The 22,007-nt window shown below is 29.8% G+C and carries 19 protein-coding genes and 4 tRNA genes; 8 read left to right on the top strand and 15 right to left on the bottom strand.

The window, feature by feature from the left end; genetic code table 11:
* Nucleotides 1-14: 14 nt before the first annotated feature.
* On the bottom strand, nt 15-1,019 hold the full coding sequence (locus L8W69_RS05830) for an extracellular solute-binding protein (RefSeq protein ID WP_133319037.1): 1,005 nt from the start codon (nt 1,017-1,019) through the stop codon (nt 15-17).
* A 190-nt stretch (nt 1,020-1,209) separates the two neighbouring features.
* On the opposite strand from L8W69_RS05830, the gene cgb reads away from it, so the two are divergent.
* Complete coding sequence (gene cgb / locus L8W69_RS05825; RefSeq protein ID WP_263666654.1) at nt 1,210-1,638, top strand: single-domain globin Cgb; 429 nt, start codon at nt 1,210-1,212, stop codon at nt 1,636-1,638.
* Between the two features lie 23 nt (nt 1,639-1,661).
* On the opposite strand, the gene L8W69_RS05820 is transcribed toward cgb, so the two are convergent.
* Nucleotides 1,662-2,135 carry a GlcG/HbpS family heme-binding protein gene (locus L8W69_RS05820; RefSeq protein ID WP_133319039.1) on the bottom strand — a complete coding sequence of 158 codons (474 nt, stop codon included), beginning with the start codon at nt 2,133-2,135 and terminating at the stop codon, nt 1,662-1,664.
* A 9-nt stretch (nt 2,136-2,144) separates the two neighbouring features.
* Nucleotides 2,145-3,773, bottom strand: a complete 1,629-nt coding sequence (locus L8W69_RS05815) for a multidrug ABC transporter permease/ATP-binding protein (protein ID WP_263666653.1) — start codon at nt 3,771-3,773, stop codon at nt 2,145-2,147.
* Between the two features lie 164 nt (nt 3,774-3,937).
* Here L8W69_RS05815 and L8W69_RS05810 point away from each other — a divergent pair, with 164 nt between their 5' ends.
* Together L8W69_RS05810 and L8W69_RS05805 are read left to right on the top strand one after the other, a co-directional pair.
* Entirely contained in the window at nt 3,938-7,561 is a 3,624-nt protein-coding gene (locus tag L8W69_RS05810; protein ID WP_263666652.1) for a filamentous hemagglutinin N-terminal domain-containing protein, read from the top strand.
* Between the two features lie 10 nt (nt 7,562-7,571).
* The gene (locus L8W69_RS05805) at nt 7,572-9,251 is read left to right on the top strand and encodes a ShlB/FhaC/HecB family hemolysin secretion/activation protein (protein WP_263666650.1); all 1,680 of its coding nucleotides are present in this window, start codon (nt 7,572-7,574) and stop codon (nt 9,249-9,251) included.
* Here L8W69_RS05805 and L8W69_RS05800 read toward each other — a convergent pair.
* Genes L8W69_RS05800 through L8W69_RS05770 form a run of 7 tightly spaced genes read right to left on the bottom strand, consistent with a single transcriptional unit; the run spans nt 9,248 to nt 15,649 of the window.
* On the bottom strand, nt 9,248-9,820 hold the full coding sequence (locus L8W69_RS05800; RefSeq protein WP_318529605.1) for a type II secretion system protein: 573 nt from the start codon (nt 9,818-9,820) through the stop codon (nt 9,248-9,250). The genes L8W69_RS05805 and L8W69_RS05800 overlap by 4 nt on opposite strands.
* A complete protein-coding gene (tsaD, locus tag L8W69_RS05795) occupies nt 9,817-10,824 on the bottom strand; it encodes a tRNA (adenosine(37)-N6)-threonylcarbamoyltransferase complex transferase subunit TsaD (protein WP_263666648.1) in 1,008 nt (335 codons plus the stop codon). Before tsaD ends, L8W69_RS05800 begins: the two co-directional genes overlap by 4 nt.
* Entirely contained in the window at nt 10,821-12,209 is a 1,389-nt protein-coding gene (locus L8W69_RS05790; protein ID WP_220566709.1) for a M99 family carboxypeptidase catalytic domain-containing protein, read from the bottom strand. The genes tsaD and L8W69_RS05790 overlap by 4 nt, the downstream gene beginning before the upstream one ends.
* Entirely contained in the window at nt 12,206-13,285 is a 1,080-nt protein-coding gene (gene dxr, locus L8W69_RS05785; protein ID WP_133319046.1) for a 1-deoxy-D-xylulose-5-phosphate reductoisomerase, read from the bottom strand. The genes L8W69_RS05790 and dxr overlap by 4 nt, the downstream gene beginning before the upstream one ends.
* Nucleotides 13,282-14,010 carry a phosphatidate cytidylyltransferase gene (locus L8W69_RS05780; RefSeq protein ID WP_263666646.1) on the bottom strand — a complete coding sequence of 243 codons (729 nt, stop codon included), beginning with the start codon at nt 14,008-14,010 and terminating at the stop codon, nt 13,282-13,284. The genes dxr and L8W69_RS05780 overlap by 4 nt, the downstream gene beginning before the upstream one ends.
* Nucleotides 14,011-14,021: 11 nt before the next feature.
* On the bottom strand, nt 14,022-14,342 hold the full coding sequence (locus L8W69_RS05775; RefSeq protein ID WP_133319048.1) for a hypothetical protein: 321 nt from the start codon (nt 14,340-14,342) through the stop codon (nt 14,022-14,024).
* Nucleotides 14,343-14,344: 2 nt separating this feature from the next.
* The gene (locus tag L8W69_RS05770) at nt 14,345-15,649 is read right to left on the bottom strand and encodes an NFACT RNA binding domain-containing protein (protein ID WP_263666645.1); all 1,305 of its coding nucleotides are present in this window, start codon (nt 15,647-15,649) and stop codon (nt 14,345-14,347) included.
* Between the two features lie 41 nt (nt 15,650-15,690).
* On the opposite strand from L8W69_RS05770, the gene L8W69_RS05765 reads away from it, so the two are divergent.
* Genes L8W69_RS05765 through L8W69_RS05755 form a run of 3 tightly spaced genes read left to right on the top strand, consistent with a single transcriptional unit; the run spans nt 15,691 to nt 17,627 of the window.
* Nucleotides 15,691-16,290, top strand: coding sequence for a molybdenum cofactor guanylyltransferase (locus L8W69_RS05765; protein ID WP_263666644.1), 600 nt, complete (start codon nt 15,691-15,693; stop codon nt 16,288-16,290).
* On the top strand, nt 16,253-17,227 hold the full coding sequence (locus L8W69_RS05760; RefSeq protein WP_263666643.1) for a phospholipase A: 975 nt from the start codon (nt 16,253-16,255) through the stop codon (nt 17,225-17,227). The genes L8W69_RS05765 and L8W69_RS05760 overlap by 38 nt, the downstream gene beginning before the upstream one ends.
* Nucleotide 17,228: 1 nt before the next feature.
* Nucleotides 17,229-17,627, top strand: a complete 399-nt coding sequence (locus L8W69_RS05755) for a hypothetical protein (protein WP_039629213.1) — start codon at nt 17,229-17,231, stop codon at nt 17,625-17,627.
* A gap of 24 nt (nt 17,628-17,651) precedes the next feature.
* Here the strand turns inward: L8W69_RS05755 and L8W69_RS05750 are convergent, their stop codons facing one another.
* Nucleotides 17,652-19,004: a Na+/H+ antiporter NhaC family protein gene (locus L8W69_RS05750; protein ID WP_412175474.1), complete on the bottom strand. Its 1,353-nt coding sequence runs from the start codon at nt 19,002-19,004 to the stop codon at nt 17,652-17,654.
* A gap of 134 nt (nt 19,005-19,138) precedes the next feature.
* On the opposite strand from L8W69_RS05750, the gene ilvD reads away from it, so the two are divergent.
* Nucleotides 19,139-20,815: a dihydroxy-acid dehydratase gene (gene ilvD / locus L8W69_RS05745; protein ID WP_263666641.1), complete on the top strand. Its 1,677-nt coding sequence runs from the start codon at nt 19,139-19,141 to the stop codon at nt 20,813-20,815.
* 73 nt (nt 20,816-20,888) lie between these two features.
* On the opposite strand, the gene L8W69_RS05740 is transcribed toward ilvD, so the two are convergent.
* The 4 genes from L8W69_RS05740 to L8W69_RS05725 all read right to left on the bottom strand — a co-directional run bounded on the left by L8W69_RS05740 (nt 20,889) and on the right by L8W69_RS05725 (nt 21,274).
* Nucleotides 20,889-20,976: transfer RNA gene (locus L8W69_RS05740), tRNA-Ser, on the bottom strand.
* 35 nt (nt 20,977-21,011) lie between these two features.
* Nucleotides 21,012-21,085: transfer RNA gene (locus tag L8W69_RS05735), tRNA-Cys, on the bottom strand.
* Nucleotides 21,086-21,101: 16 nt separating this feature from the next.
* Nucleotides 21,102-21,190 (bottom strand) — tRNA-Leu (locus tag L8W69_RS05730).
* Nucleotides 21,191-21,199: 9 nt separating this feature from the next.
* A tRNA-Gly gene (locus L8W69_RS05725) sits at nt 21,200-21,274 on the bottom strand.
* A 151-nt stretch (nt 21,275-21,425) separates the two neighbouring features.
* Here L8W69_RS05725 and L8W69_RS05720 point away from each other — a divergent pair.
* The coding region (locus tag L8W69_RS05720; protein ID WP_263661590.1) for a cache domain-containing protein at nt 21,426-22,007 on the top strand (582 nt) is incomplete at its 3' end.

Below are 22,007 nucleotides of genomic sequence, written 5' to 3'. Positions count from 1 at the left end.
TTATTTTTCCTTAATTATTTCCATTGAACTTCATCAAAAATCATTAAAGCTTCTTTAGCATTACCCCAATAAGCTTCAAAATTTGGCTTTTCTACTTTAAACTCGCCCCAAGATTGTAAAATTTTAGCAGGTTTTACTTCTTTATTTACTGGATATTCATAATTTTGGTTTGTTAAAATTTCTTGTGCTTCTTTTGAAAGCATAAACTCGATAAATTTAACCGCAGCTTCTTTATTTTTAGAAGTTTTTAAAACACCTATACCGCTTACATTGATATGTGTTCCTCTATCATCTTGGTTTGGAAAAATCACTTTTACTGAATTTGCAGCTTCAACATCTTTAGGATTTTTTGAATTTGCTAAATGTCCTAGATAATAACTATTTGATATAGCCACATCGCCTTCTTTTGCATAGATTGCACGAATTTGATCACGGTCCCCACCTTTTGGAGTGCGTGCAAGATTATTTGCTATGCCTTGTGCCCATTCTTTTGCTTTTTCTTTGCCCAAAGTATCTATCATAGCACTTAACAAAGAAATATTATAAACATTATTTGAACTTCTTACTAAAACCTTACCTTTAAATTTAGGATCAGTTAAATCTTCATAAGTTTTAATCTCTCCATCTTTAATTCTATCTTTAGAAGCGATGATGATTCTTGCTCTTGTTGTAAAAGCATACCATTCGTTATTTTTGCCTCTTAGCTCTTTTGGAGAAAGTTTTTCTAGCTCAGGCGAGCTAACTGAAACAAAAAGATTATTTGTGCGAACTTGTTCTAAATTTCCCGCATCAGCAGTCATAAATAAATCTGCTTTTGAATTTTTACCTTCAACTTCTAATCTTTTAGCAAGCTCATTAGCCTTAGCTTGCACCACATTTACACTAATGCCTGTTTTTTCTTGAAATAATTTGAAAATTCCTTTATCAGAATCATAATGACGATGAGAATAAATCGTAAGCTCTTGAGCACTTAAGCTCATAGCAGCTAGTAAAGATAGTAAAACTACTTTTGCTTTCATTTTATAAATTTCCTTAATTTTAAATTTTGAAATTGATAAGGATTATTATATTAATAATTCACTTTATATTTACTTAAATTGATATACATAATCAATTTAAAATAAAATAATACAAAATTAACATAAATCAAGATATTTTTTCTCTTATTTTTATATAATCATCAAGAATACAATATATAAAGGAGATAAAATGACACAAGAGCAAATTCAAATCATCAAAGATTGTGTACCAATTTTACAAAAAAATGGTGAAGTTTTAACTAAAGAATTTTATAAAATCATGTTTGAAGAATATCCTGAAGTAAAACCTATGTTTAATATGGAAAAACAAGCTTCAGGAGAGCAACCAAAAGCTTTAGCAATGGCTATTTTAATGGCAGCAAAAAATGTAGAAAATTTAGAAAATATGAGAAGCTTTGTTGATAAAGTAGCTATCACTCATACAAAATTAAATGTCAAAGAAGAGCATTACCCTATAGTAGGTGCTTGTCTTTTAAAGGCTATTAAAGTAGTGTTAAATGCAGATGAAACTATACTAAAAGCTTGGGAAGAAGCTTACAAAGCTATCGCACAATTTTACATAAACATTGAAAAAGAAATTTATGCAAAAGCTAAGTGACAATAGGCTTTGATTTTCAAAGCCTATTTTAAAAACGCTATCCCCGCTTTTGCTATTTTTACATCCTCATCTAAGTGTGCTCCACCCACACCTATACCACCAACAACAACTCCATCTATAAAAATCGGTACCCCACCAGGCATAATAGAAAACTTATCATCTAAATAACGAATATCTTCAGGTATTTTACCCTCTTTTACACCTTTAAAAATAACTGCTGTTTCTCTTTTTTGCGAAGTGGCTGTGTAGGCTTTTTTATAACTAGCATTAATCGTATGCACGCCTGCTTTATCATCTCTTAAAACTGCTAAAATTTGACCAGATTTATCTACTATGGTAATACTTACATGAAAGCCATTTTTTCTTGCTTCTTTCTTTGCAAGATCCAAAATCCCTTCAACCATTTGCGAAGTTAGAACAGGCTCTTTTACAAGCTCAAAAGATTTTGCCATCAAACTTACTCCTAAAAATAAACATAAAATAAATAATTTTTTCATTTTTATCCTTTAAAATTTTTCTACTGCATTTTTTGCTAGCTCTTTAATATCGCCTTTTAATTCACAAATTTGACCATTTTGTGCGAGTAAAATTCTATCAGCCATGTCAAAATATACTTCATCATGTGTTATAGCAAATATTGTAATGCCTTTTTGCTTTAAAAGTGGCAAAAGCTTAGTATAAAAAAACTTTCTAAACATAGGATCTTGATCAGCTGCCCACTCATCTAAGATTAAAATATCTCTTTTTTCAAGTAAAGCATTAAGCATAGCAAGGCGCTTTTTTTGTCCAGCCGAGAGCTTTATAGTGCTAAAAGTATTTTCCACAAGCTCTACTTTTTCATTTAGTTCTAAAATTTCAAGCCAATATACCAAGTCTTCTTTGCTAAATTTCTCATCTTCTAAAACATGCTCAAATAAATGAAAATCACTAAAAATCGCACTAATTAAACTTCTATATTCATAAATATTTTCTGAAGTTACTTTTTCATCATCTAAAAAAATATCCCCTTTAAAGTCTATAAAAAGTCCTGCTAAAATCATAGAAAAAGTAGATTTACCACTACCATTTTTCCCTATTAAAAATACACATTCACCCTTTTTAAGCTCAAAATTTACAGGTTTTAGTGCAAAATTTTCATTATAAGAAAAAGATACATCTTTAAAACAAAGTTTTTGCCAAGTTTTTTTATTTTGACTAATTTTAAACTCATGAGAATAATTTTCTAAATTTAAATTTGAAATTTTATCTAAAGCGATTTTTGCCATCATAAGCGTAGGAAAACTTCCTATCATAGCTCCAAGTGGTGATCTTAAAAAAAGCACACTTAAAGCAATAGTAGTAGCACTTTGCAAACTAGCAAGTTCATAACTTAAAGCTATATAAAACTCCACTCCTACTAAAGCTAGCATGGCGCTATTGCTCCAATTATTAGATAAGATATGTAAGATATTTCCTATAGTGGAGCTTTTTTTCTTTTTTAGAGCATTTTTTTCAAACTCGTTTTCATAATAATACTTTGCCCTTAAAGGATTTAAGGTTAATTCTTTATGCCCTTGTAAAATATTTTGATAGTTTTTTTGCAAAGCATCATCATTTTCCCTAGCATTTTTAAAATAAAAATACACCTTACTCATTAAAAAATTATCCACCAAAAAAACGCACACTATCCACACAAAACACAAAAAGAAAATTTCTAAAGAAAGATAAGCTATATAAGCACTTACACAAATAATCAAAACACTTGATTGTATGAATTCAGGAAGTCTTAAAAGTCCAAAAGAAATACTACGCACATCATTATTCAAAGAAGCCAAAATCTTTGCTTTAGTAGTATTTAAAATACTCAAAACACTTGTATCTAAAATTTGCTTTACAACCCTTCTTTGCATTTTAAAAATAAAACTTTGTCCAAACGAGCTTAAAGCAATTTCTACAAAAGAAGAACTCGCAAAAAATACAAGCAACAAAAGCACAAAATACACGATAATATTTGAGTTTTCAAGATTAGCTTTTAATAAAAATTCATTGATAAAAACTAAAGTCAATACACCTAATATACTCGTAAAAATACTAAAAAGCAAAAAAAGAATGATTTTTAATTTGCTTTCTTTAAATAAAAAAACTAAAAATTTCATTTAATCTAAACCTTAACTCTAAAAGTAAATTATATAACAAAAATATGCATAATAAATTATTTATATTGTTTATGTTTATTTATTTTTATTTAACTATAAATAAATTTTGTTATAATATATTTAAAAATTACATATTGATATTAATAATTATTTAAGGATAGCTGATGTCTAGTTTTTCTAACCATATTCTTTTATCTGGTATTGTTATTTCTATCTTATTTGATCAAAGTCTAGCGCTACCTAGTGGTGGTAAATTTACACATGGAACTAGTGGTTCTATTAGCATAAATGATAATCATATGAATATCCACGGAAATGGGCAAAATTCTGTAATACAATGGGGTGGTGGCTTTAGCATAGGCAAAGGTGAAAGTGTAAATTTTAATGGAAACAATAAAAACTACCTAAACATTGCTCATGGTACAAGTAAATCCACCATAGAAGGTTTATTAAATGCAAGTGGCAATAATGTCTTTTTAATCAATCCTAATGGAGTAATCATAACTAAAACAGGAACTATCAATGCCAATCGCTTTGTAGCTTCAACCTCATCAATAAGTTCTGATGAAATACAAAAATTTGCAAATGGAAAAACAAACACCATACAATCACCCATTATAAAATTAGATAAAAACAATGGCAATGTAGTTAATATGGGAAATATTAACGCTGAAGAAGTTGTCTTTATAGGAAATAAAATTTTATTAAATTCAAATATTAAAAATTCAAATGATTTATTAACTAAAATCAACTCAAAAAACATCAAACTTATAGGAAACGAAATAGACATTGATACATCAAATATAAACGCAAATTCTTTATCAAAATTAGAAGTAAGTGCTAAAGAAAGAGGTTCTATATATTTAAATGCTAGTGGATATTACTACGATCCTAATTCTTTTGCAGTTTTTGATAAACTTAAACAAGCTGATTTTCAAAATATAAAACATAATAATAACTCTTTTAACATATATGATTTTGTAGGAATATCTTCAGATGTTGATTGGTGGCATTTTGCCAAAGGTTGGAATGAAAATAAAAAAGATTTTAGAAATACAGCTACTGAATACAGACTAACAAATGATATAGATTTTAAAGGAAAAAACTATGCAAATTACTGTATAGAAGGATATGGTTGCACCAATATGATAGTAGGATATAAAGATCCTATTTACAATGATAATTGGGAAATTATAGAAGATAATAGCTTTTATAATAAAATTTTTGACGGACAAAATTTTGCTTTAAAAAATATATTCATAGATACAAATGTGTTATCAGATTCTTTAAGATATGTTGGTATATTTGGAAATGCTAATGGTTCTGAATTTAAAAATATAATAATTGATTATAACGATAACTCTATTCTATCAAACTCAATGTATACTGGAGGTTTCGTAGGATATGCAAGTGGTGGCAGTAAATTTGAAAATATAGAGTTAAAAAATATCTCTAAAATCTCTACACAAAATAAAAACAATCTCTACGCAGGAGGTTTTATAGGATATGTTAATGGTGCTAACTTTAACAAGATTGATATAAAATCAATAGGAGAAATCAGCGGTATTAGCCTTGAAAATAGATCACATATTGGAGGTTTTGTAGGTGGAATTAACAATGGAAAATTTGAAAATATAAACATATCACAAATAAATAAAATTATTAATGATAAAACAACAAAAGCAACATATACGGGTGGTTTTGCCGGAGAAGTATGGGGAGGAAAATTTAGCAATATCGATATAAGACAAATTGATGAAATTAATGGAGGCTTTGTTACAGGTGGTTTTTCAGGTAATATAGGCTATGCTGATCTTGAAAATATAAATTTAGATATAAACAACATAACCTCCACTTTTACTACTTTACGCCATACTTATGCTGGCGGGTTTGTAGGAAGTATTGATTCTGGTGATACTTATTTTAAAAACATCAATGTGCGTGTTAAAAATGTAAAAAGCATTAGTCAAGATAACAAAGATGGCTCATTGGAAGAAGATTTTTTTGATACAGGAAATGCTTATGCTGGCGGGTTTGTAGGTTTTGCTAATGGAGGTGTTTTTGATAATATTAGCATAGAAGCTGAAAAAATAGAAAGCATTAATAACAACTCCATGGAAGGCACTCGTGCTGCAAGTGGTGGCTTTGCAGGAAAAATAGAAGGATATAGAAGTGATAATTTATCTCTTTCAAATATCACAATAAAAAATATTGACACTATTTCAGGCAAGATTGAAAAAGACAAAAGCGGAATGGTAAATGTTGGAGGTTTTGCAGGATGGATTCAAAAAGAAGGTAAAGGAAGTTTTTCTAACATAAGCATATATGATATAAAAAATATACAAGCTTATGGACAAAAAGACTTTGCCAATGCTGCTGGGTTTATCGGATATATTGAAGGGCGTTCAATGTTTCAAAAATTTAATTTAGATTTTAAAAATATATATTTATTTTTTGAAAATGACTCCCAAATACAATCTTTTGCAAGTGATGGTAAAAATTTAAGTGGAAAATTTATTAGTGCCTATAACGATAAAAATGTAAATTTAGCTTTTAAGAATATACATATTTATCATCATGAAAATGATTTTAATGATGTTTTTAGCGACTTAAAATTATGGAAAGATATGAAAATTAATATTCATACCTATAATGATGATAATAAAAATTTAAAATTTGAAGATTTTTTAAGTAAAGATAATACAATAGCAAGACCTATTATAGAACTACCAAAAAAACCAGATTTTTCAAATAAAATAGAAATTAATTACCCAAATATAGACAATATCATACAAGAAGAAGCCATCCTTGGTAAAGATGATTTATATGAAGATGTCATCAAAAATGAAATTCTAGCAGATCTTATCAATCAGCATTATAAAATATATATTGATGTTTTATTGGATATGTTAGCAGAAAAAGATTATAATCTAATGACAGAAGATGAAAAAGTAGATTTTGTGGCAAAATACTTCATCAAAGATACAGCAAATAATAAATCACAAGCCTTGAAGATAGTTCAAAGTTTAGATTTTATAATGGCTTATCAAAACAACGGATTAAATAATGCAAATAATGATAAATTTGAAGAAGGTGTAAAAGATTTTTATCAAAACAATATAAAATCAAATATAGACAAAACAATTGAGAAAAAAATAAGTATATTAGAAATTCTAAAAGGAGAGTTAAAAGATATAGTTTTAAATTCACAACAACTTCTAAAAGAATTGGAAAATATAAAATTACAACTTCAAATAGCAGAAAAATCTTATAATGACTATATAAAAAACAATTCTTCACTAGATCCTAATAAGCTAGCTCAATTACTTAAAAATATCAATATGCTAGAAAAACAACAAGAAACAATAGCTTCCAAATTAGGATTAGCAGAAATTAAAAATAAAATAGAATATCAACACAATAAAGGTAGTTTTTTAATAATGGGAGATTATCAATATGACTTATATAAACCTATTTTAGAAAGCATTGATCTAACACCTAGTATTCCTGTTGAACCTGATTTACCTTGGACTGATCTAACACCTAGTATTCCTAGCATTCCTACACTAGAAAACAATCAAGCAAAATCAAGTCTAAACAATAGTCAAAACTATCCTGCAATGATTAATGACAATATTGCTAATTTATTTTTATTTAATTCTTTAGGAGATGATTTAGTTAAAGATGAAATAATAATCAAAGAAATTGGGGAACTTGATATAGAAGCTCGTAAAAAAACTTGTATTGTAAGTGATGGGTTTAAAGCTATGAACCCTTGTGCTAATTAAAGAAAGTTAAATGCATAAGATTATTGTTTGCACCTTAATCTTAGCATGTGCTTTACGAGCTACAAATGACAATATAAAAATAATAGAATTATCCCCTGATAGAAATATACCACAAAACAAAGCTTTAAAAGAAAATTTAAAAACCGAACAAAATTATGAAAAATTTCAAGATGCTAGAGAAATCATAAATACACACCAAGAACATTATGAAAAAGAAATACTTACTCACTATAATTTTCACATCACAAACAAAGGAATTGATTTTGAAAATTTAGGAATTGAAGAAGAGGAATTACATAATCTCATATTAAATTATGAACAGAAAAAATTTAATATCCAAGATTTGCAAGATGTATCAAATATTGTTGCTTATTATTTCCAAGTTAATGGCTATCCTGCTGCAACAGTGTTTATTCCAAAACAAAATTTTGAAGATGGCAATATAGAACTAAACATTGCTTTAGGAGTATTTGGAAAACACATAATAGAAAACAAAACCTCGATCAAAGATCATTTCATAAAAGATAAATTAGATAAAAAACTTAAAGGTAGAATTATCTCCACTAAATTAATAGAAGATAGCGCATATAAAGTCAATGAAATGTATGGAGTACAAACCCTAGCAGGCTTACAAGCAGGAGAGAATGTAGGAGAAACTGATGTAGTTATAGAAGTAGTTCCTGATACTAAGGCCAATGTATTATTATATGCTGATAATTATGGTATTGAAAGTTCTGGCAAATATAGAATAGGCATCAGTATGGGATTTAATTCTATATTTAATATGGGAGATTATTATAATTTTTACTTACATTCAAGCAATGAAAAACAAATCAACTACGGGGCTAGTTATACTTTCTTTTTAGGAAATTTAAAAATTACTCCAAGTGTATCAAAAGGAAATTATTCCTTGGGAGAAGATTATGAAAATGCCGGATTTTATGGTACTTCTAGAAATTTCGGTATAGACTTTTCTTATCCTGTGTGGATTAATACTAATTCATCATTTTACTTTACTTCAAGTATTTATCATAAAATACTTAGTGATACAAGTGCTGGATTTTTAACTTTTAATAAGCATTCTAATGTAGGTAGCATAGGTTTAGAAGGTTTATTTAGAAATTTTCATAACACTTTTATTTATAGTACCAAAATTAACCTAGGCAAGGTCTATGACGATGGGGTTAATTTTTTAGGTACTAATTATAAAAATAATAGTAATGGCATGGGTTGGTTTAGAAAACTCAATGCTAGTTTGAATAATTATTATAGTATTAATGAGTATATTACTCATACTTTAAATATAAACTATCAAAAGGTATTAGGAAATTTTGAATTAGATTCTTCTGAAAGTTCATCTTTAGGTGGAGCTTATGGGGTAAGAGCTTATGATAATGGAGAGGGAAATGGAGATAATACCATAGTAGCTAACTTTGGTATAAGAATAAATATACCAAATACTAATTTTTATTTTACTCCTTTTTATGATGTAGGTTATGCTTGGTATGAAAAAGCTTCAGGGGATAGATTAGCAGATGAGCATTTTTTAGATGCTGTAGGCTTACAAATACTTTATAATAAAGCTAATGAGTATTATATAAAACTTGATGCAGCAAGAGCAGTTCATCAGTATAAATATGATGATGAACATAGAATGAAATTGTATTTAAGTGGAGGGGTGTATTTTTAACTACCACTTAGAAAATACACTCTAGTAGCTAAATCTTTAAAAGCTTTAGAGTGGATTAGACCTTGACAAGCCTTGGATTTTGAAGTACTTGCAAATTCGCTTTGACTAAAAGCATTTAAAGCCTCATCTAGTTGAGTTTTTATACTTTGATTTTTAGGATCTTTCAAAACTTGATTTTTTAAATCTGCTATATTTTGGGCTTTGCTTTTTTGAGCATTATCTACCATAAGTGCTAAAAGCAAAACACTTTCTTTATCTACAAAAAGCACTTTAAAACATTGCTCATCATTTCCTACACTAAAATCAAGTTCTTTGGTGGAATTTTGCAAATTTGATAAGTCTTCATTTTTTATATTTGTTACATTGCTCATTAAAGCTATATTTGAAAGACTTTCATTTTTTAATATATAAGCACTTATATCATTAATAAAAATTTTTAAATTTCCCAAAGCTTGAACTACACTTGCCTCATCTTTACTTGTGCTAAATTTTGGCAGAGCAACCGCAGCTAAAACTCCAAGTATAATTACTACAAACACAAGCTCTATAATAGTAAAAGCTTTTTTCATAATATGCCTTGTAAGTTTTTTACCTTAGGCTTTATAAGATCATCTTCTATATTTACAAATTCTTTACGCTCATAAGCCTCACAAGCTGCCCTTGCTATCATCAAAGCATTATCCGAACAATACTCAAGCGGAGCTAGCAAAAGCTCACATTGATAACTTTGACATAAATGCTCTATTTGACTTCTTAAGCTTAAATTTGCACTAGCTCCGCCTACTATACCAAAGCGTTTAAATTTATACTCTTTAAAAATTTTTTCTAACTTGTTTAAAATATGAGCTATGGCTGCTTTTTGAAATGCAAAGGCAATTTTACTTTTACGCTCCAAACTTAATTCTTCTTTTAAAATTTCCAAACGCACTTGGTTTTTAAGTCCTGAAAAACTATAAGCTAAATCTTTAGAATGAAGCAAGGGTATACTAAATTCTAAATCACTTTCTTTTACATTTTTAGCTAAATTTTCTATGATAGCTCCACCAGGATAGCCAAGATCCATCATTTTTGCTACTTTATCAAAGCTTTCTCCAAAACTATCATCGGTTGTTCTTGCTAATTCTGTGATTTTACCTTGCTCATTAATAAAAAGCACCATAGTATGCCCACCACTTACAAGCAACACACCCATATCAAAATTAGCTTTTTTATCTAAAAACATAGAATAAATATGCCCTTTTAGATGATTAATCGCAATGAGCGGTAAATTTAAACTAATAGCAAGCATTTTAGCCATAGCTACTCCACCTATCAAACTCACACTAAGGCCAGGTTCATTTGTAACTGCTATGGCGCAAAGTTTATCAAAGTATTTTTGGCATCTTTTTAAAATCTTAGGTAAAGCTTCACTATGTAATCTTGCGGCAAGCTCGGGCACCACCCCTCCATAAGCACTATGGGCATTTTCTTGAGAAATTTTTGTATGAAAGATACACTCAAAGCTATTTTTATTAATGATAGCAATAGAACTATCATCACAAGAGCTTTCTATGGCAAGAATCAAATCTCTCATTGAAATTCCACTAAAATCATACCGATAAATTTGTCTTTTTGTTCTGCTTTTTCTATGGCTTTTGCAGGTATATTTGCTTTTTTAATTTCTTTAAAATTAGTCTTTCTTTCTAAAACTTGATCGGCTAAATTTGCATTCTTTAGCTCATAAAATTCTACTCTGTAAATTTTTCTTTTTTTATCTAAAGAATAACGGCTTTGCATTTGGTTTTTGCTTATAACAATATCACTTTCATCAACACCTCTATCAAAACCTATAACATTAACTCTTACACCTGCTATAGAAGGTATTTTAAAATTATCTTTTACCATAATTTTTTGAGCAAAATTTGTTTGTATATTTTTTCCATCTACTATCACTTCAACACTATCTAGAGCATTTGAAAATTCAAAATATTCAGGATACAATCTTGTTTGCAAGCGATTGCCATAATTGATTGAATATGAGTTAGCATTGGAAATTACTGCAGTAATCTCATTACTTGCTTCATAATTTAAAGCTTGATTAATAGGAAAAGGTAAAAAATTTATAGCACTAGCAGGTTTATCAAGATAAAGTAAAATTTTATCATTAAAAAGTTTTACCTCTAAAGGCTTTTCAATAGCTCTATAAACTCCATTTGGAGTTAAATCGAAAGTTCTTTGAAATTCTATATTTGCCTTTTTTAGATAATACTCCACCGCCAAAAGATGATAATATACTCTTAAATGCGTTGGTAAATTTTTGCTCGCTTCATTAGCAAAAGCTGCTTTGTGATTTGACACCACAAAATAAGTTAAAGCCTTTAGCATATCTTTATCATTGCTTTCTTGGGTTTTGGTATTTTTTAAATGATATTGATGTTCTTCTTTAACCAAAGCTTTATTGATATTTTCCACCGCCTCTTTAGCAATATTTTCCAAATCTGCATATTTAGTAGAATTTACCTCACTTTGATCAATAATACTAGTATTGCCCCAGCGATTTGGATTTTTATCTTTGCTTTCATATTGAGGTCTATAAAATCCACTTCCATCGTGCAAATTTATAACCATATTTACCTCAGGTTCCAAAATAAGCTTTTTTATGCGCTCTATAGTGTGAAAATCAGGATCGTTTTCATCTATATGGGCAAATTTTCTATTTAAATCTCCAAAATTTCCTCTATTTCTAGCAATAATACTTTCAAAAGCTAAATTTGGTGCGACAATAATTTTACCTTTAGTGATATTATAATCACTCAAAAGCAAACTAGCAGCATGAAACCCACCTGGCTCGTCTCCTTGTATACCTCCAAGGATTAAAACCGTATTATTATCATCTAAACTTTTTCCATTTTCTTTAACGCTAAACTCTAAAGCAAAAACCACATTTATAAAAATCAAAATACTTAAAAAATATCTCACTTCATTTCCTTATCTAAATAAAGCCTAACTTGCTTATCATACTCAAAAACATCTTCAATTTGGTTAATCTTTGGCACACCAAAATAATCCAATGCTTTAAAAATACCCTTGGCTATGTCTAAAAACTGCGCTTTTTGGGCTAAAAATTGATACACCATATATTCATTTGCACTATTTATAATCACACCCAAGTCAGGCTTTTTCAAAAGCTCATCTTTAAGTGAAAATATAGGATATTTTTTTAAACTAATTTTTTCAAATTTTAAACTTGGCATAGCTAACAAATCCAAATTTTCTATAAAGCTTTGTTCATGCTCATCTAAAATAGCTTGAGCTATAGACAAACGCATATTTGCATGAGAAAAATATGCACTCATACCACCATCTTTAAATTCACATAAAGCATGCACTAAAGACTTTCTTTCTATCAAAGCATCTATTTGTTTAATACCATAAAGATGATAAGCTTCGATGATTTCAAAAAGTTTATTACACATGCTAGCACTATCTATGGTGATCTTAGCTCCCATGCTCCAGTTAGGATGCTTAAGAGCTTCTTTTACGCTAACATTTTTTAAATCTTTGATTTTATAATTATAAAAAGCCCCGCCACTTGCCGTGATAAAAAGCTTTTTAATATCTTTTCTTTTATCTATCAAGCACTTTAGTGCTGCATGTTCGCTATCTATGGCTTTAATCTTAGAAGTGTCAAAAAATTTCCCTGCTACTACTAAGCTTTCTTTGTTTGCCAAGGCTAAAATTTTACCAAGCTTTTGCACCATAAGACTTGAACTTAAGCCTGCAAAACCTACTATAGCATTTACCACTAAAGAACTTTTGCACTCAGCTATCATCGCTTTTAAACCCTCTTGACCACAAAAAATCCTATCATGATCAACTAAGGTTTTATCTTTTTCATCTTGTATACATACAAATTTAGGCTTAAAAAGAGCTATTTGCTCATTTAAAAGCTTGATATTTTTACCGCAAGATAAGGCTTCTATGTTTATGTTTTTTTCTTTAGCAATAAAAAGAGTATTAACTCCTATACTTCCCGTGCTTCCAAGTACGATCATACTAAAGTTGCCATTACAAATGCTGCAATGATAACAGCATCAATTCTATCTAAAACTCCCCCATGCCCTGGGATTAAATTACCACTATCTTTAATACCTGCTTGTCTTTTAAAATAACTCTCAAGCAAATCCCCTATCACAGCAAAAATAGCTACGATTAAAGATATATAAATACTTTTTACCAAGCTAAATTCAAAAGAGCCTATGATGGTTCCTAAAATCCCCGCACAAACAATGCCACCTACAACACCTTCTAAGGTTTTATTTGGACTTGTTAGAGAAAAAGCTCTCTCGCCAATTAGTTTTCCTATAAAATACGCCCCACTATCGCAAGCAACGACAATCACTATAAGCCAAAATAATACAAACATACCCTCATAACTTAATACTTGATAAAGCATTAAAATAGGTAAAGTAGGATATATATAAGGCATAAGTTCATTTAAATTTTCACTTTTTTTATAAACTAAATATCCTAAAATCAAAATCAAAGCCAAAAGGCCTATAAAGAAAGGTTTATCTAAAAATGCTCCTATTGCAAAAACACACAAAGCTACAAAAACACTTGCATGTTTGCTTTTAAACATAGTTTTTGCTTCATTAAATGCCAAAAACAATAAAACACCAAAAATCGCAAAATTAATCAAAAAATTATCCACCAAAGCAACAACAGCTATCACAGCTATCATCACAATAGCACTAAGAATTCTTGTCTTTGAAAACATTTTTATCCTTTCTATATACTTAAATCAAGCAAATGAGAACTTTTTTTAACTACTTCTTGCCCCTCTTGTTCATCTTCATCTTCTTGCTCTTGTTCTTGATGATGTTTAGAATGCTTTTTTTCTTCCTCTTGCCTTTCTTTTACTTCATCGCTTACTTCATGAGTTTGATTAACTTTTTCAAGTTTTTCAACCGCCTTTTCTTTTGCTTGAAATTCACTCATATTTACCAAAGTTGCAAAAGAATCTTTTGCCAATTCATTACTAGCTTGTGCTGAATGTACTGGTGCATTTTGGTTAGCAAAATGAATACCACCTATGGGACTTATAGGCATACTTACTCCTTTAAAACGCTTAAAGTCTTATAATTTGTATAATTTACAAAAGCCTTTTCTTTTATTTTTACAAAATTCTTACTAGTATAATCGACCAAATAAACTCCAGAACTTAGCTTGGAAAATTCCACACAAAGCTTTGCTGCAAATTCTAGCACTAATTGACTTATTTTTAATTTATTTGAAGTAATGATCACATGTGCACTAGGATAATCTTTCACATGCAGCCAAATATCATCTTTTTTAGCTATTTTTAACAAGTATTCATTAGCTTTTTCATTGCGTCCTACGCTGATTTTAAACTCATCAAAATAAAAGCTACTAACCCCTGCATTTAGTTCCTCTTTTTTTGTTTTTTTCATTTTTTTAGGCATTAAAACTTCTAATTCTCTCAAAGAGGTGCTTTTAGCAATTAAGTCTTTTAAATTTATTAAAAAATCAAGTTTTTCACTTAAAATTTCTCTTTCTATATTGATATTTTTAGCCTTTTGTTTTAATTTTTTTGCCATTTTATAAAATTCATTCGCACTGTTTTTAGGAGTATCTTCGAGCTTAAAAGCAAGCTCATTTGCATTAAAATCTTGCAAAATAAATTCTCTTTGATAATCTTTTAAAGAATTTAAATTAGCAAACAAAACATCTGCTTTTTGGCTTAATTCTTGAGCTTTTTTTAATAAATTACTTTCTTGTTCTAAATTTTCTATGCTCTCTTTAAGGGTAAAGATTTTTTTATCTATATTTAAAAGTTTATTTTCTTTTATATCTTTTAGGCGATCTTGCTGTAACTTTTTAGCACTTTCTTTAAAATACACATTAAAATCATCAATCTTTACAAATTCTTCTTTGATCTCATAAGCTTTTAAAGCTTGGAGTTTTTCGCCTATTTTTACAACGCGGTAGCTTTTATCTATATGACGCAAAGCTTCTATGATGATATCATCAGTGTCTGTGATGATTACATTAGTGTTTTTTCCTGTAAATTCAAAATAAATCTTAGCCCCATAAGCTTTGTAAGATTTTTCTGATAAAACTTCAAAAGATAAAATTCTATTATTTTCTAATACTTCTAAATTTAAAATCTTTGCGTTTGAAAAGTATTTTTTTAGCATAAAATCAAAAGGTGCATTATAGACTTTTGCTTGGAGTTTATCTTGGTAAATTCCACTTTTTCCACGCGTTAAGTCTAGTATAAAAGCTTGATGATCTAAGCTAAGCTCTAAGATATTATCATCAAGGCGTTTGAGATAATTTAGTCTTTGAAATTGTTTAAAATAATCTTTTATTTGTATTAAATCTGTATATTTCATAAATGTATTATAAAATATTTTGATGAATTTATGAGGTTTTTATGAGTGAAAAAATTCCCTATCCTTGTGTGATTTTATGCGGAGGAAAATCTTCGCGTATGGGAGAAGATAAAAGCTTATTACAAGTAGATAATAAAAACTTAACTCTTTATCAATATGAAAAAATGTCAAGGATTTTTAATCAAGTTTTTATTAGCAGCAAAAAAGATAAATTTCATCAAAAAAACTTAGCACTTATTTTAGATGAGGATTTAAACAACTACTCTCCACTCATTGCCTTAAATTCCATACTTAAACATTTTAAAAATACCTATGTATTTATCCTTAGCGTGGATACTCCAAACATAAACAAAGAAAGTTTTTACAAGCTTTTTGATCATCTAAAATCACAAAATATACTCTTAGCAAGCACAAAAAAACACAAGCATTATTTATGTGGATTTTACCATAGTAGGAATTTTGAAAAAACTTTGCAATTTTTACAAGAAAACAATCACAAATTAGCCCTTTTTTGTGATACAATGAAAGCAGAATTTATAGAATTTGAAGATGATAATGAGTTTATAAATTTAAATTATTTTAAAGAATATAAAAAGTGGCTTCATGAAAAGGACAATTCTACCTATACTATGTGCTTTTAGTGCTTTAGCAAATGAGGATTTATTCAATCAAGCCTTAGAATATGAAAATCAAGGTAAGTACAAAAAAGCTATGCAAATTTATAAAAGCTTAGCTTTAAAAGAAAAACAAAAAGAAGCAAGTTTAGAAAAGTCTTTTAATTTTGAGCAAAATACATCCAAAGAGAAAAAATTAGATGATATTAATCCAAAAAATGAAGCTTTAGCAAACTACCTTGGCACAGAAAAATCATACAATCCTTTTGGTATTAGCACGCATAATCTTAGCTATTTTATGCCTGTTTCTTATAGTTTTAGCAAGAGAGATTATAAAAGCACTGAAACTAAATTTCAAGTAAGCCTTAAAAAAACTCTTTTTGAAAATCTTTTGGGTTTAAATGAAAGTTATAACATAGGCTATACACAAATTTCATGGTGGCAACTTTATAAACATTCTGCTCCTTTTAGAGAAACAAACTATTTACCTGAATTTTTTATCAACTTTCCTATAAGCGGACATGGTGCTTTTGAGAATTTAAAAGATATACGCATAGGCTTATTACATGAATCTAACGGGCAAAATGATCCAAAATCAAGATCATGGAATAGAATTTATCTAAGTAATGCATGGTTTTTTGGCGATTTTATGTTCATACCTAGAGTTTGGCTAAGAATTCCTGAAAAAAGTTCAGAAGATGATAATCCTGATATAGAAAAATATTTAGGTAATTTTGATATTAATCTTGCTTATACCCAAGATGATTATTTTATCAATATATTGTGGCGTAATAATTTAAATTTTGCTAATAACCGCGGTGCAGTAGAAATAAGCGGAGCTTATAAAATTTCTAACAATGGCTTATATATTTACACTCAGTATTTTAACGGATATGGTGAGAGTCTTATTGAGTACAATAAATCTTCAAGCAGACTTTCAAGTGGAATATTGTTAATGTATTAAAATGGAAAAATTTTGCTTTATTAAGTTTATCATTAATAATGAAAAGTCTTTTAAAAGATTGTGCGATTTGTTTAATTATATCAAAATCTTAAAAGATGAGAATTTACAAATAGAAGATTTATACACAGATAAAAGTATATATAATTTTTACAGCAAAAAAGAATTAGAATATTTCTCAAGCAAAGATTGTTGGGAGTTTGATGATATTTTTGACTGCATAGGAAATGGAGAATACTATTTTCACTCCATAGAAAAAATAGAGGAAAATATCGCCAAATTGTATTTTTACCCCATTTCTTTTCCTTATGGTGGAGTTGAACCTATAATCGAGTTTATAAAATCATTTCAAATGAAAATTCTTACAATTGATTGTGGTTATATGGAAGAATTTGAATATTAAAAGCCTTTTTAGACTTTTAATATTTTAAATTAAGAAAAATGCTATAACACTACCCAAGATAAGCAAAGAGCCATTAAAGCATAAAAAGGTTGGTATACAAGTATCTTTTATATGATCACCTTGCTTATCTGCATTAAGCCCTACACTCACTCCCAAAGTCGTTTCACTAGCAGGTGATCCTGCATCTCCCAAAGCTCCAGCAACACCGATGATAAAAATAATCGCAGCAGGTGAAAAACCAAGTTCTATACATATAGGACAAAATAAGGCAGCGATGATAGGAATAGTACCAAAAGAACTGCCTATACCTATAGTGATTAAAAGACCTATAGCTAGCATAATAAAAATAGCTAAAAAGTGACTTTGCTCCATAAAAGGCACGCTTGTTTTTACAAGCTCAGCTATACCTCCACTTTGTTTTAAAACCTCTCCATATCCTGAAGCAACAAGCATTACAAAAGCTATATAACCCATGATTTTAAGCCCATCATCAAAAACTAAATTAACTTTGTTATACTCTACTCCACCCAAAATTACCATCAAAACAAAACCTAAAAGCCCTGATAAAGGTAAATTGTGCGTCAAAATTTGTAAAATCAAAGTCAGCCCAAGACCAGCTAAAACACCCCATTCTTTTTTACTCATTTTTAGATTTTCAAAGTCCATTTTGCTAATTTGTTCTTCTTGATATTCTCTTGGTTTAGCATAAAATACAAACACAGCTAAAAACAGACCAACTAGCATACAAATAGCCGCAAAAGCCATAGTTTGAGAAACTTCTCCTAGGCTAATTTGCACCCCATTTGAATTTAAATTATCCACAAGCAAAGTTTGAAAAATAAGCCCAAAACCTAAAGGCACCACCATATAAGGTGTGGTAAGTCCAAAAGTTAATGCACAAGCTATGGCTCTACGATCTATTTTTAATTTATTAAAAAGTTTCAACAAAGGTGGAATTAACAAAGGTACAAAAGCTACATGGATAGGGATTAAATTTTGCGAAAAACAAGCAATAAGTGCCAAAGAAAGTATAAGTAAGTATTTTTTATGTGAAATATAATGCGAAACTATTTTAATCAAATATGCCGTTAGATTAGTTTTTGATATAGCAGCAGCCACCGCTCCAAGCAAAATATAACTTAGTGCTGTTTGCAAATTCCCTTGCATACCATCGATTAAAACCTTCATAGAATCCATCATAGCTTGTGGAAGTTGGGTAAAAAAATCCACTAAACTTAAATGCTCCATATGCATAAATTTAGACCAAATGCCTACAAAAAGCCCAGAAAGCAAAACACTAAGCAAAACATTAAACCTAAAAAAACACAAAAGCGTCATTAACAAAACACCTATAAATACCGGATTAATTAAAAGCATTACATTCCTTAAATCAAAATAATTGCACATTTTAAATAATTTTCTTTAAAATACTATTTAAGTTTAAAAAATTTAAGCAAAAATTGCAAAATAAAAGCATAAAATGATAGTTTTTACTTTAAAAAAGGATACAAATGAGAAGTGATGCAATCAAAAAAGGACACTTAAAAGCACCAAATCGCTCTTTACTTAGAGCATGTGGCTTAAATGATGAAGATTTTAATAAGCCTTTTATAGGTGTGGCAAATAGCTATATAGATATCATCCCAGGACATTTTTTCTTAAATGAATATGCAAAAATCATTAAAGATGAAATCCGAAAAAATGGCTGTATTCCTTTTGAATTTAACACCATAGGTGTTGATGATGGTATAGCTATGGGGCATGATGGTATGCTTTATTCTTTACCAAGTCGTGAAATCATCGCAAACTCTATTGAAACAGTGATGAATGCACACCAACTTGATGCACTAATTTGTATCCCAAATTGTGATAAAATCACTCCAGGTATGCTCATGGGGGCTTTAAGAGTTAATGTGCCGACTATTTTCGTTAGTGGTGGACCTATGAAAGCAGGAGTAAATAAACATGGAGAAAAAATCAGTCTAAGTTCTGTTTTTGAAGCAGTGGGAGCTTATGAGGCTAAAAAAATCAATGAAGAGGATTTAAAAGATATAGAATGCAAAGCTTGTCCTAGCGGTGGATCTTGCTCGGGTATGTTTACTGCAAATTCTATGAATACTTTATGCGAGGCTATGGGTATAGCACTAGAAGGAAATGGAACTATTTTAGCACTTAGCAAAGAAAGAGAAGAGCTTTTAAGAAAAGCTGCGCGTAGAATTTGTGAAATTGCACTAGATGAGCGTTTTAAAATTCGTAATATTATTACTAAAAAGTCCATTAACAATGCTTTAGTTGTTGATATGGCTATGGGTGGAAGCTCAAATACTATCTTACATATGCTTGCTATTGCTTATGAAGCAGGTGTAAATTTGGATATAAAAGAGCTCAATCACATCGGCGCTAATGTGGCCCATATAGCCAAAATCGCTCCATCTTTAAACACAATATATATGGAAGATATACACAAAGCAGGTGGAGTAAGTGCAGTAATAGCTGAAATAGCCAAAAAACCAGGCCATATTTTAGAACTTGACACTCTAGATATTAGTGGAAAAACTTTAAAAGATCGCATTGAGAATGCTGATATTAAAGATGAAAACATTATAAAAAAAATAGACAATGCCTATTCAAATGTAGGTGGGCTTGCTATACTTTTTGGGAATTTAGCTGAGCAAGGCTGTGTGATAAAAACTGCAGGTATTATGGGCGAGCGTAAATTCAAAGGAAAAGCAGTTTGTTTTAACTCTCAAGAAGAAGCCATTAAAGGCATTATAAAAGGTAAAGTTAAAGAAGGCGATGTGTGCGTGATACGCTATGAAGGACCAAAAGGCGGACCTGGCATGCAAGAAATGCTTAGTCCGACTTCATTACTCACAGGCATGGGGCTTGGTGCTAAAGTTGCACTTATAACAGATGGTCGTTTTAGCGGAGCTACAAGAGGACTTAGCATAGGCCACATTTCTCCTGAGGCTGCAGAAGGTGGACTTATAGCGCTTTTAAAAGATGGTGATGAGATAGAAATTGATGTAGATACTTACAGCATCAATGCAAATTTAGCCCAAGATGAAATTGCTAAACGCAAAGCAAATTTTAAAATGCCTTATAAGCAAATAAATTCAAGATGGCTTAAAATGTATCAAAAGCTTGTTAGTAATGCTAGCAAAGGCGGGATTTTAGACTTAGAATAATTTTCTTAATTTCTTAAAGAAATTAAGAAATATCTTTTAAATGTAAAACAAAATATGAAAAATTATGTTAAAGTGGCCGGGAGAAAGGGATTCGAACCCCTGGAGGTGTGACCCTCAACGGTTTTCAAGACCGCCGCTTTCGACCACTCAGCCATCTCCCGTAAAAGAATAAAAATATCAAGTATTAACATCGCATTGGAGGCGACATCCGGATTCGAACCGGAGATCAAGGCTTTGCAGGCCCATGCCTTACCGCTTGGCTATGTCGCCTTGAGTTACCAAAAAGTGGTGCCCGAGGCCGGACTTGAACCGGCACGGAAGAAAAATTCCGAGGGATTTTAAGTCCCTTGTGTCTACCAATTCCACCACCCGGGCGGGTGATAATGGAGCGGGAAACGAGATTCGAACTCGCGACCCCAACCTTGGCAAGGTTGTGCTCTACCCCTGAGCTATTCCCGCATTAAAGTTGAAATTATACTTATTAAAACTTAAATGCACATAAAAAATATAAAAACTACATATGTTTTCAAAAAGATAAAAAATTTTTATTTTTTTCTAATTATTTTATAAGTAAAATACCCGGCCAAAAAATAACTAAAAAGGAACAAGTATGTTTAAATTTAACAGTTTATCTAATAAATTGACAACAATAGCCTGTTTTTTAATAGCTATTATACTAATAGTTGTTAATATGATTAGCTATTATCAATCTAAAGAAAGCACTAGTTATTATCTAGAAGAAATTCAGAAAAAAACTATGTTTGATGTTAATTCAGCATACAATATATATTCTGGAGCAAAAAGAGATGCCATTGCTTCTATTGTTAAATTTGTAGAAAAAAATCCAAGGGTTAATTCTGGCGAACTATTTGATATATTAGAAACAGTAAAAGAAGCAGCTGGCTTTAATGTAGTATATATTGGATTTAATGACGATGGAAAATTATATCAATCTAACAGAATTATTAGAAGTCCTGAAGAAACCGGATTTGATGCAAGAACAAGGTCATGGTATCAAGAGGCCAAAAGCGTGGGAAAACTTGTAGTATCAGATCCTTATAAAAGCATAGAAGATGACTCTATAACAGTTTCTTATACGGCTCCAATATATTCCAATGGAAAACTCTTGGCAGTAGTTGGAGGTGATTACAACCTGCATACTTTTGCAAAAGATGTATTAATAATGGGTCGC

The sequence above is a fragment of the Campylobacter sp. CNRCH_2016_3089 genome (assembly GCF_025772505.1).
Taxonomy (GTDB): Bacteria; Campylobacterota; Campylobacteria; order Campylobacterales; family Campylobacteraceae; genus Campylobacter_D; species Campylobacter_D lari_D.
The sequence above is the reverse complement of the archived record's forward strand: the minus strand, read 5'-3'. Positions and strand labels throughout refer to the sequence as shown.

Bases quoted from the DNA above. Each gene is read 5' to 3' on its own strand.
- L8W69_RS05815 (WP_263666653.1), bottom strand. From the start codon at position 3,773: ATGAAATTTTTAGTTTTTTTATTTAAAGAAAGCAAATTAAAAATCATT.
- L8W69_RS05810 (WP_263666652.1), top strand. From the start codon at position 3,938: ATGTCTAGTTTTTCTAACCATATTCTTTTATCTGGTATTGTTATTTCT.
- cgb (WP_263666654.1), top strand. From the start codon at position 1,210: ATGACACAAGAGCAAATTCAAATCATCAAAGATTGTGTACCAATTTTA.
- ilvD (WP_263666641.1), top strand. From the start codon at position 19,139: ATGAGAAGTGATGCAATCAAAAAAGGACACTTAAAAGCACCAAATCGC.
- L8W69_RS05760 (WP_263666643.1), top strand. From the start codon at position 16,253: ATGAAAAGGACAATTCTACCTATACTATGTGCTTTTAGTGCTTTAGCA.
- dxr (WP_133319046.1), bottom strand. From the start codon at position 13,285: ATGATCGTACTTGGAAGCACGGGAAGTATAGGAGTTAATACTCTTTTT.
- tsaD (WP_263666648.1), bottom strand. From the start codon at position 10,824: ATGAGAGATTTGATTCTTGCCATAGAAAGCTCTTGTGATGATAGTTCT.
- L8W69_RS05830 (WP_133319037.1), bottom strand. From the start codon at position 1,019: ATGAAAGCAAAAGTAGTTTTACTATCTTTACTAGCTGCTATGAGCTTA.
- L8W69_RS05770 (WP_263666645.1), bottom strand. From the start codon at position 15,649: ATGAAATATACAGATTTAATACAAATAAAAGATTATTTTAAACAATTT.
- L8W69_RS05755 (WP_039629213.1), top strand. From the start codon at position 17,229: ATGGAAAAATTTTGCTTTATTAAGTTTATCATTAATAATGAAAAGTCT.
- L8W69_RS05805 (WP_263666650.1), top strand. From the start codon at position 7,572: ATGCATAAGATTATTGTTTGCACCTTAATCTTAGCATGTGCTTTACGA.
- L8W69_RS05820 (WP_133319039.1), bottom strand. From the start codon at position 2,135: ATGAAAAAATTATTTATTTTATGTTTATTTTTAGGAGTAAGTTTGATG.
- L8W69_RS05800 (WP_318529605.1), bottom strand. From the start codon at position 9,820: ATGAAAAAAGCTTTTACTATTATAGAGCTTGTGTTTGTAGTAATTATA.
- L8W69_RS05765 (WP_263666644.1), top strand. From the start codon at position 15,691: ATGAGTGAAAAAATTCCCTATCCTTGTGTGATTTTATGCGGAGGAAAA.
- L8W69_RS05750 (WP_412175474.1), bottom strand. From the start codon at position 19,004: ATGCTTTTAATTAATCCGGTATTTATAGGTGTTTTGTTAATGACGCTT.
- L8W69_RS05780 (WP_263666646.1), bottom strand. From the start codon at position 14,010: ATGTTTTCAAAGACAAGAATTCTTAGTGCTATTGTGATGATAGCTGTG.
- L8W69_RS05775 (WP_133319048.1), bottom strand. From the start codon at position 14,342: ATGCCTATAAGTCCCATAGGTGGTATTCATTTTGCTAACCAAAATGCA.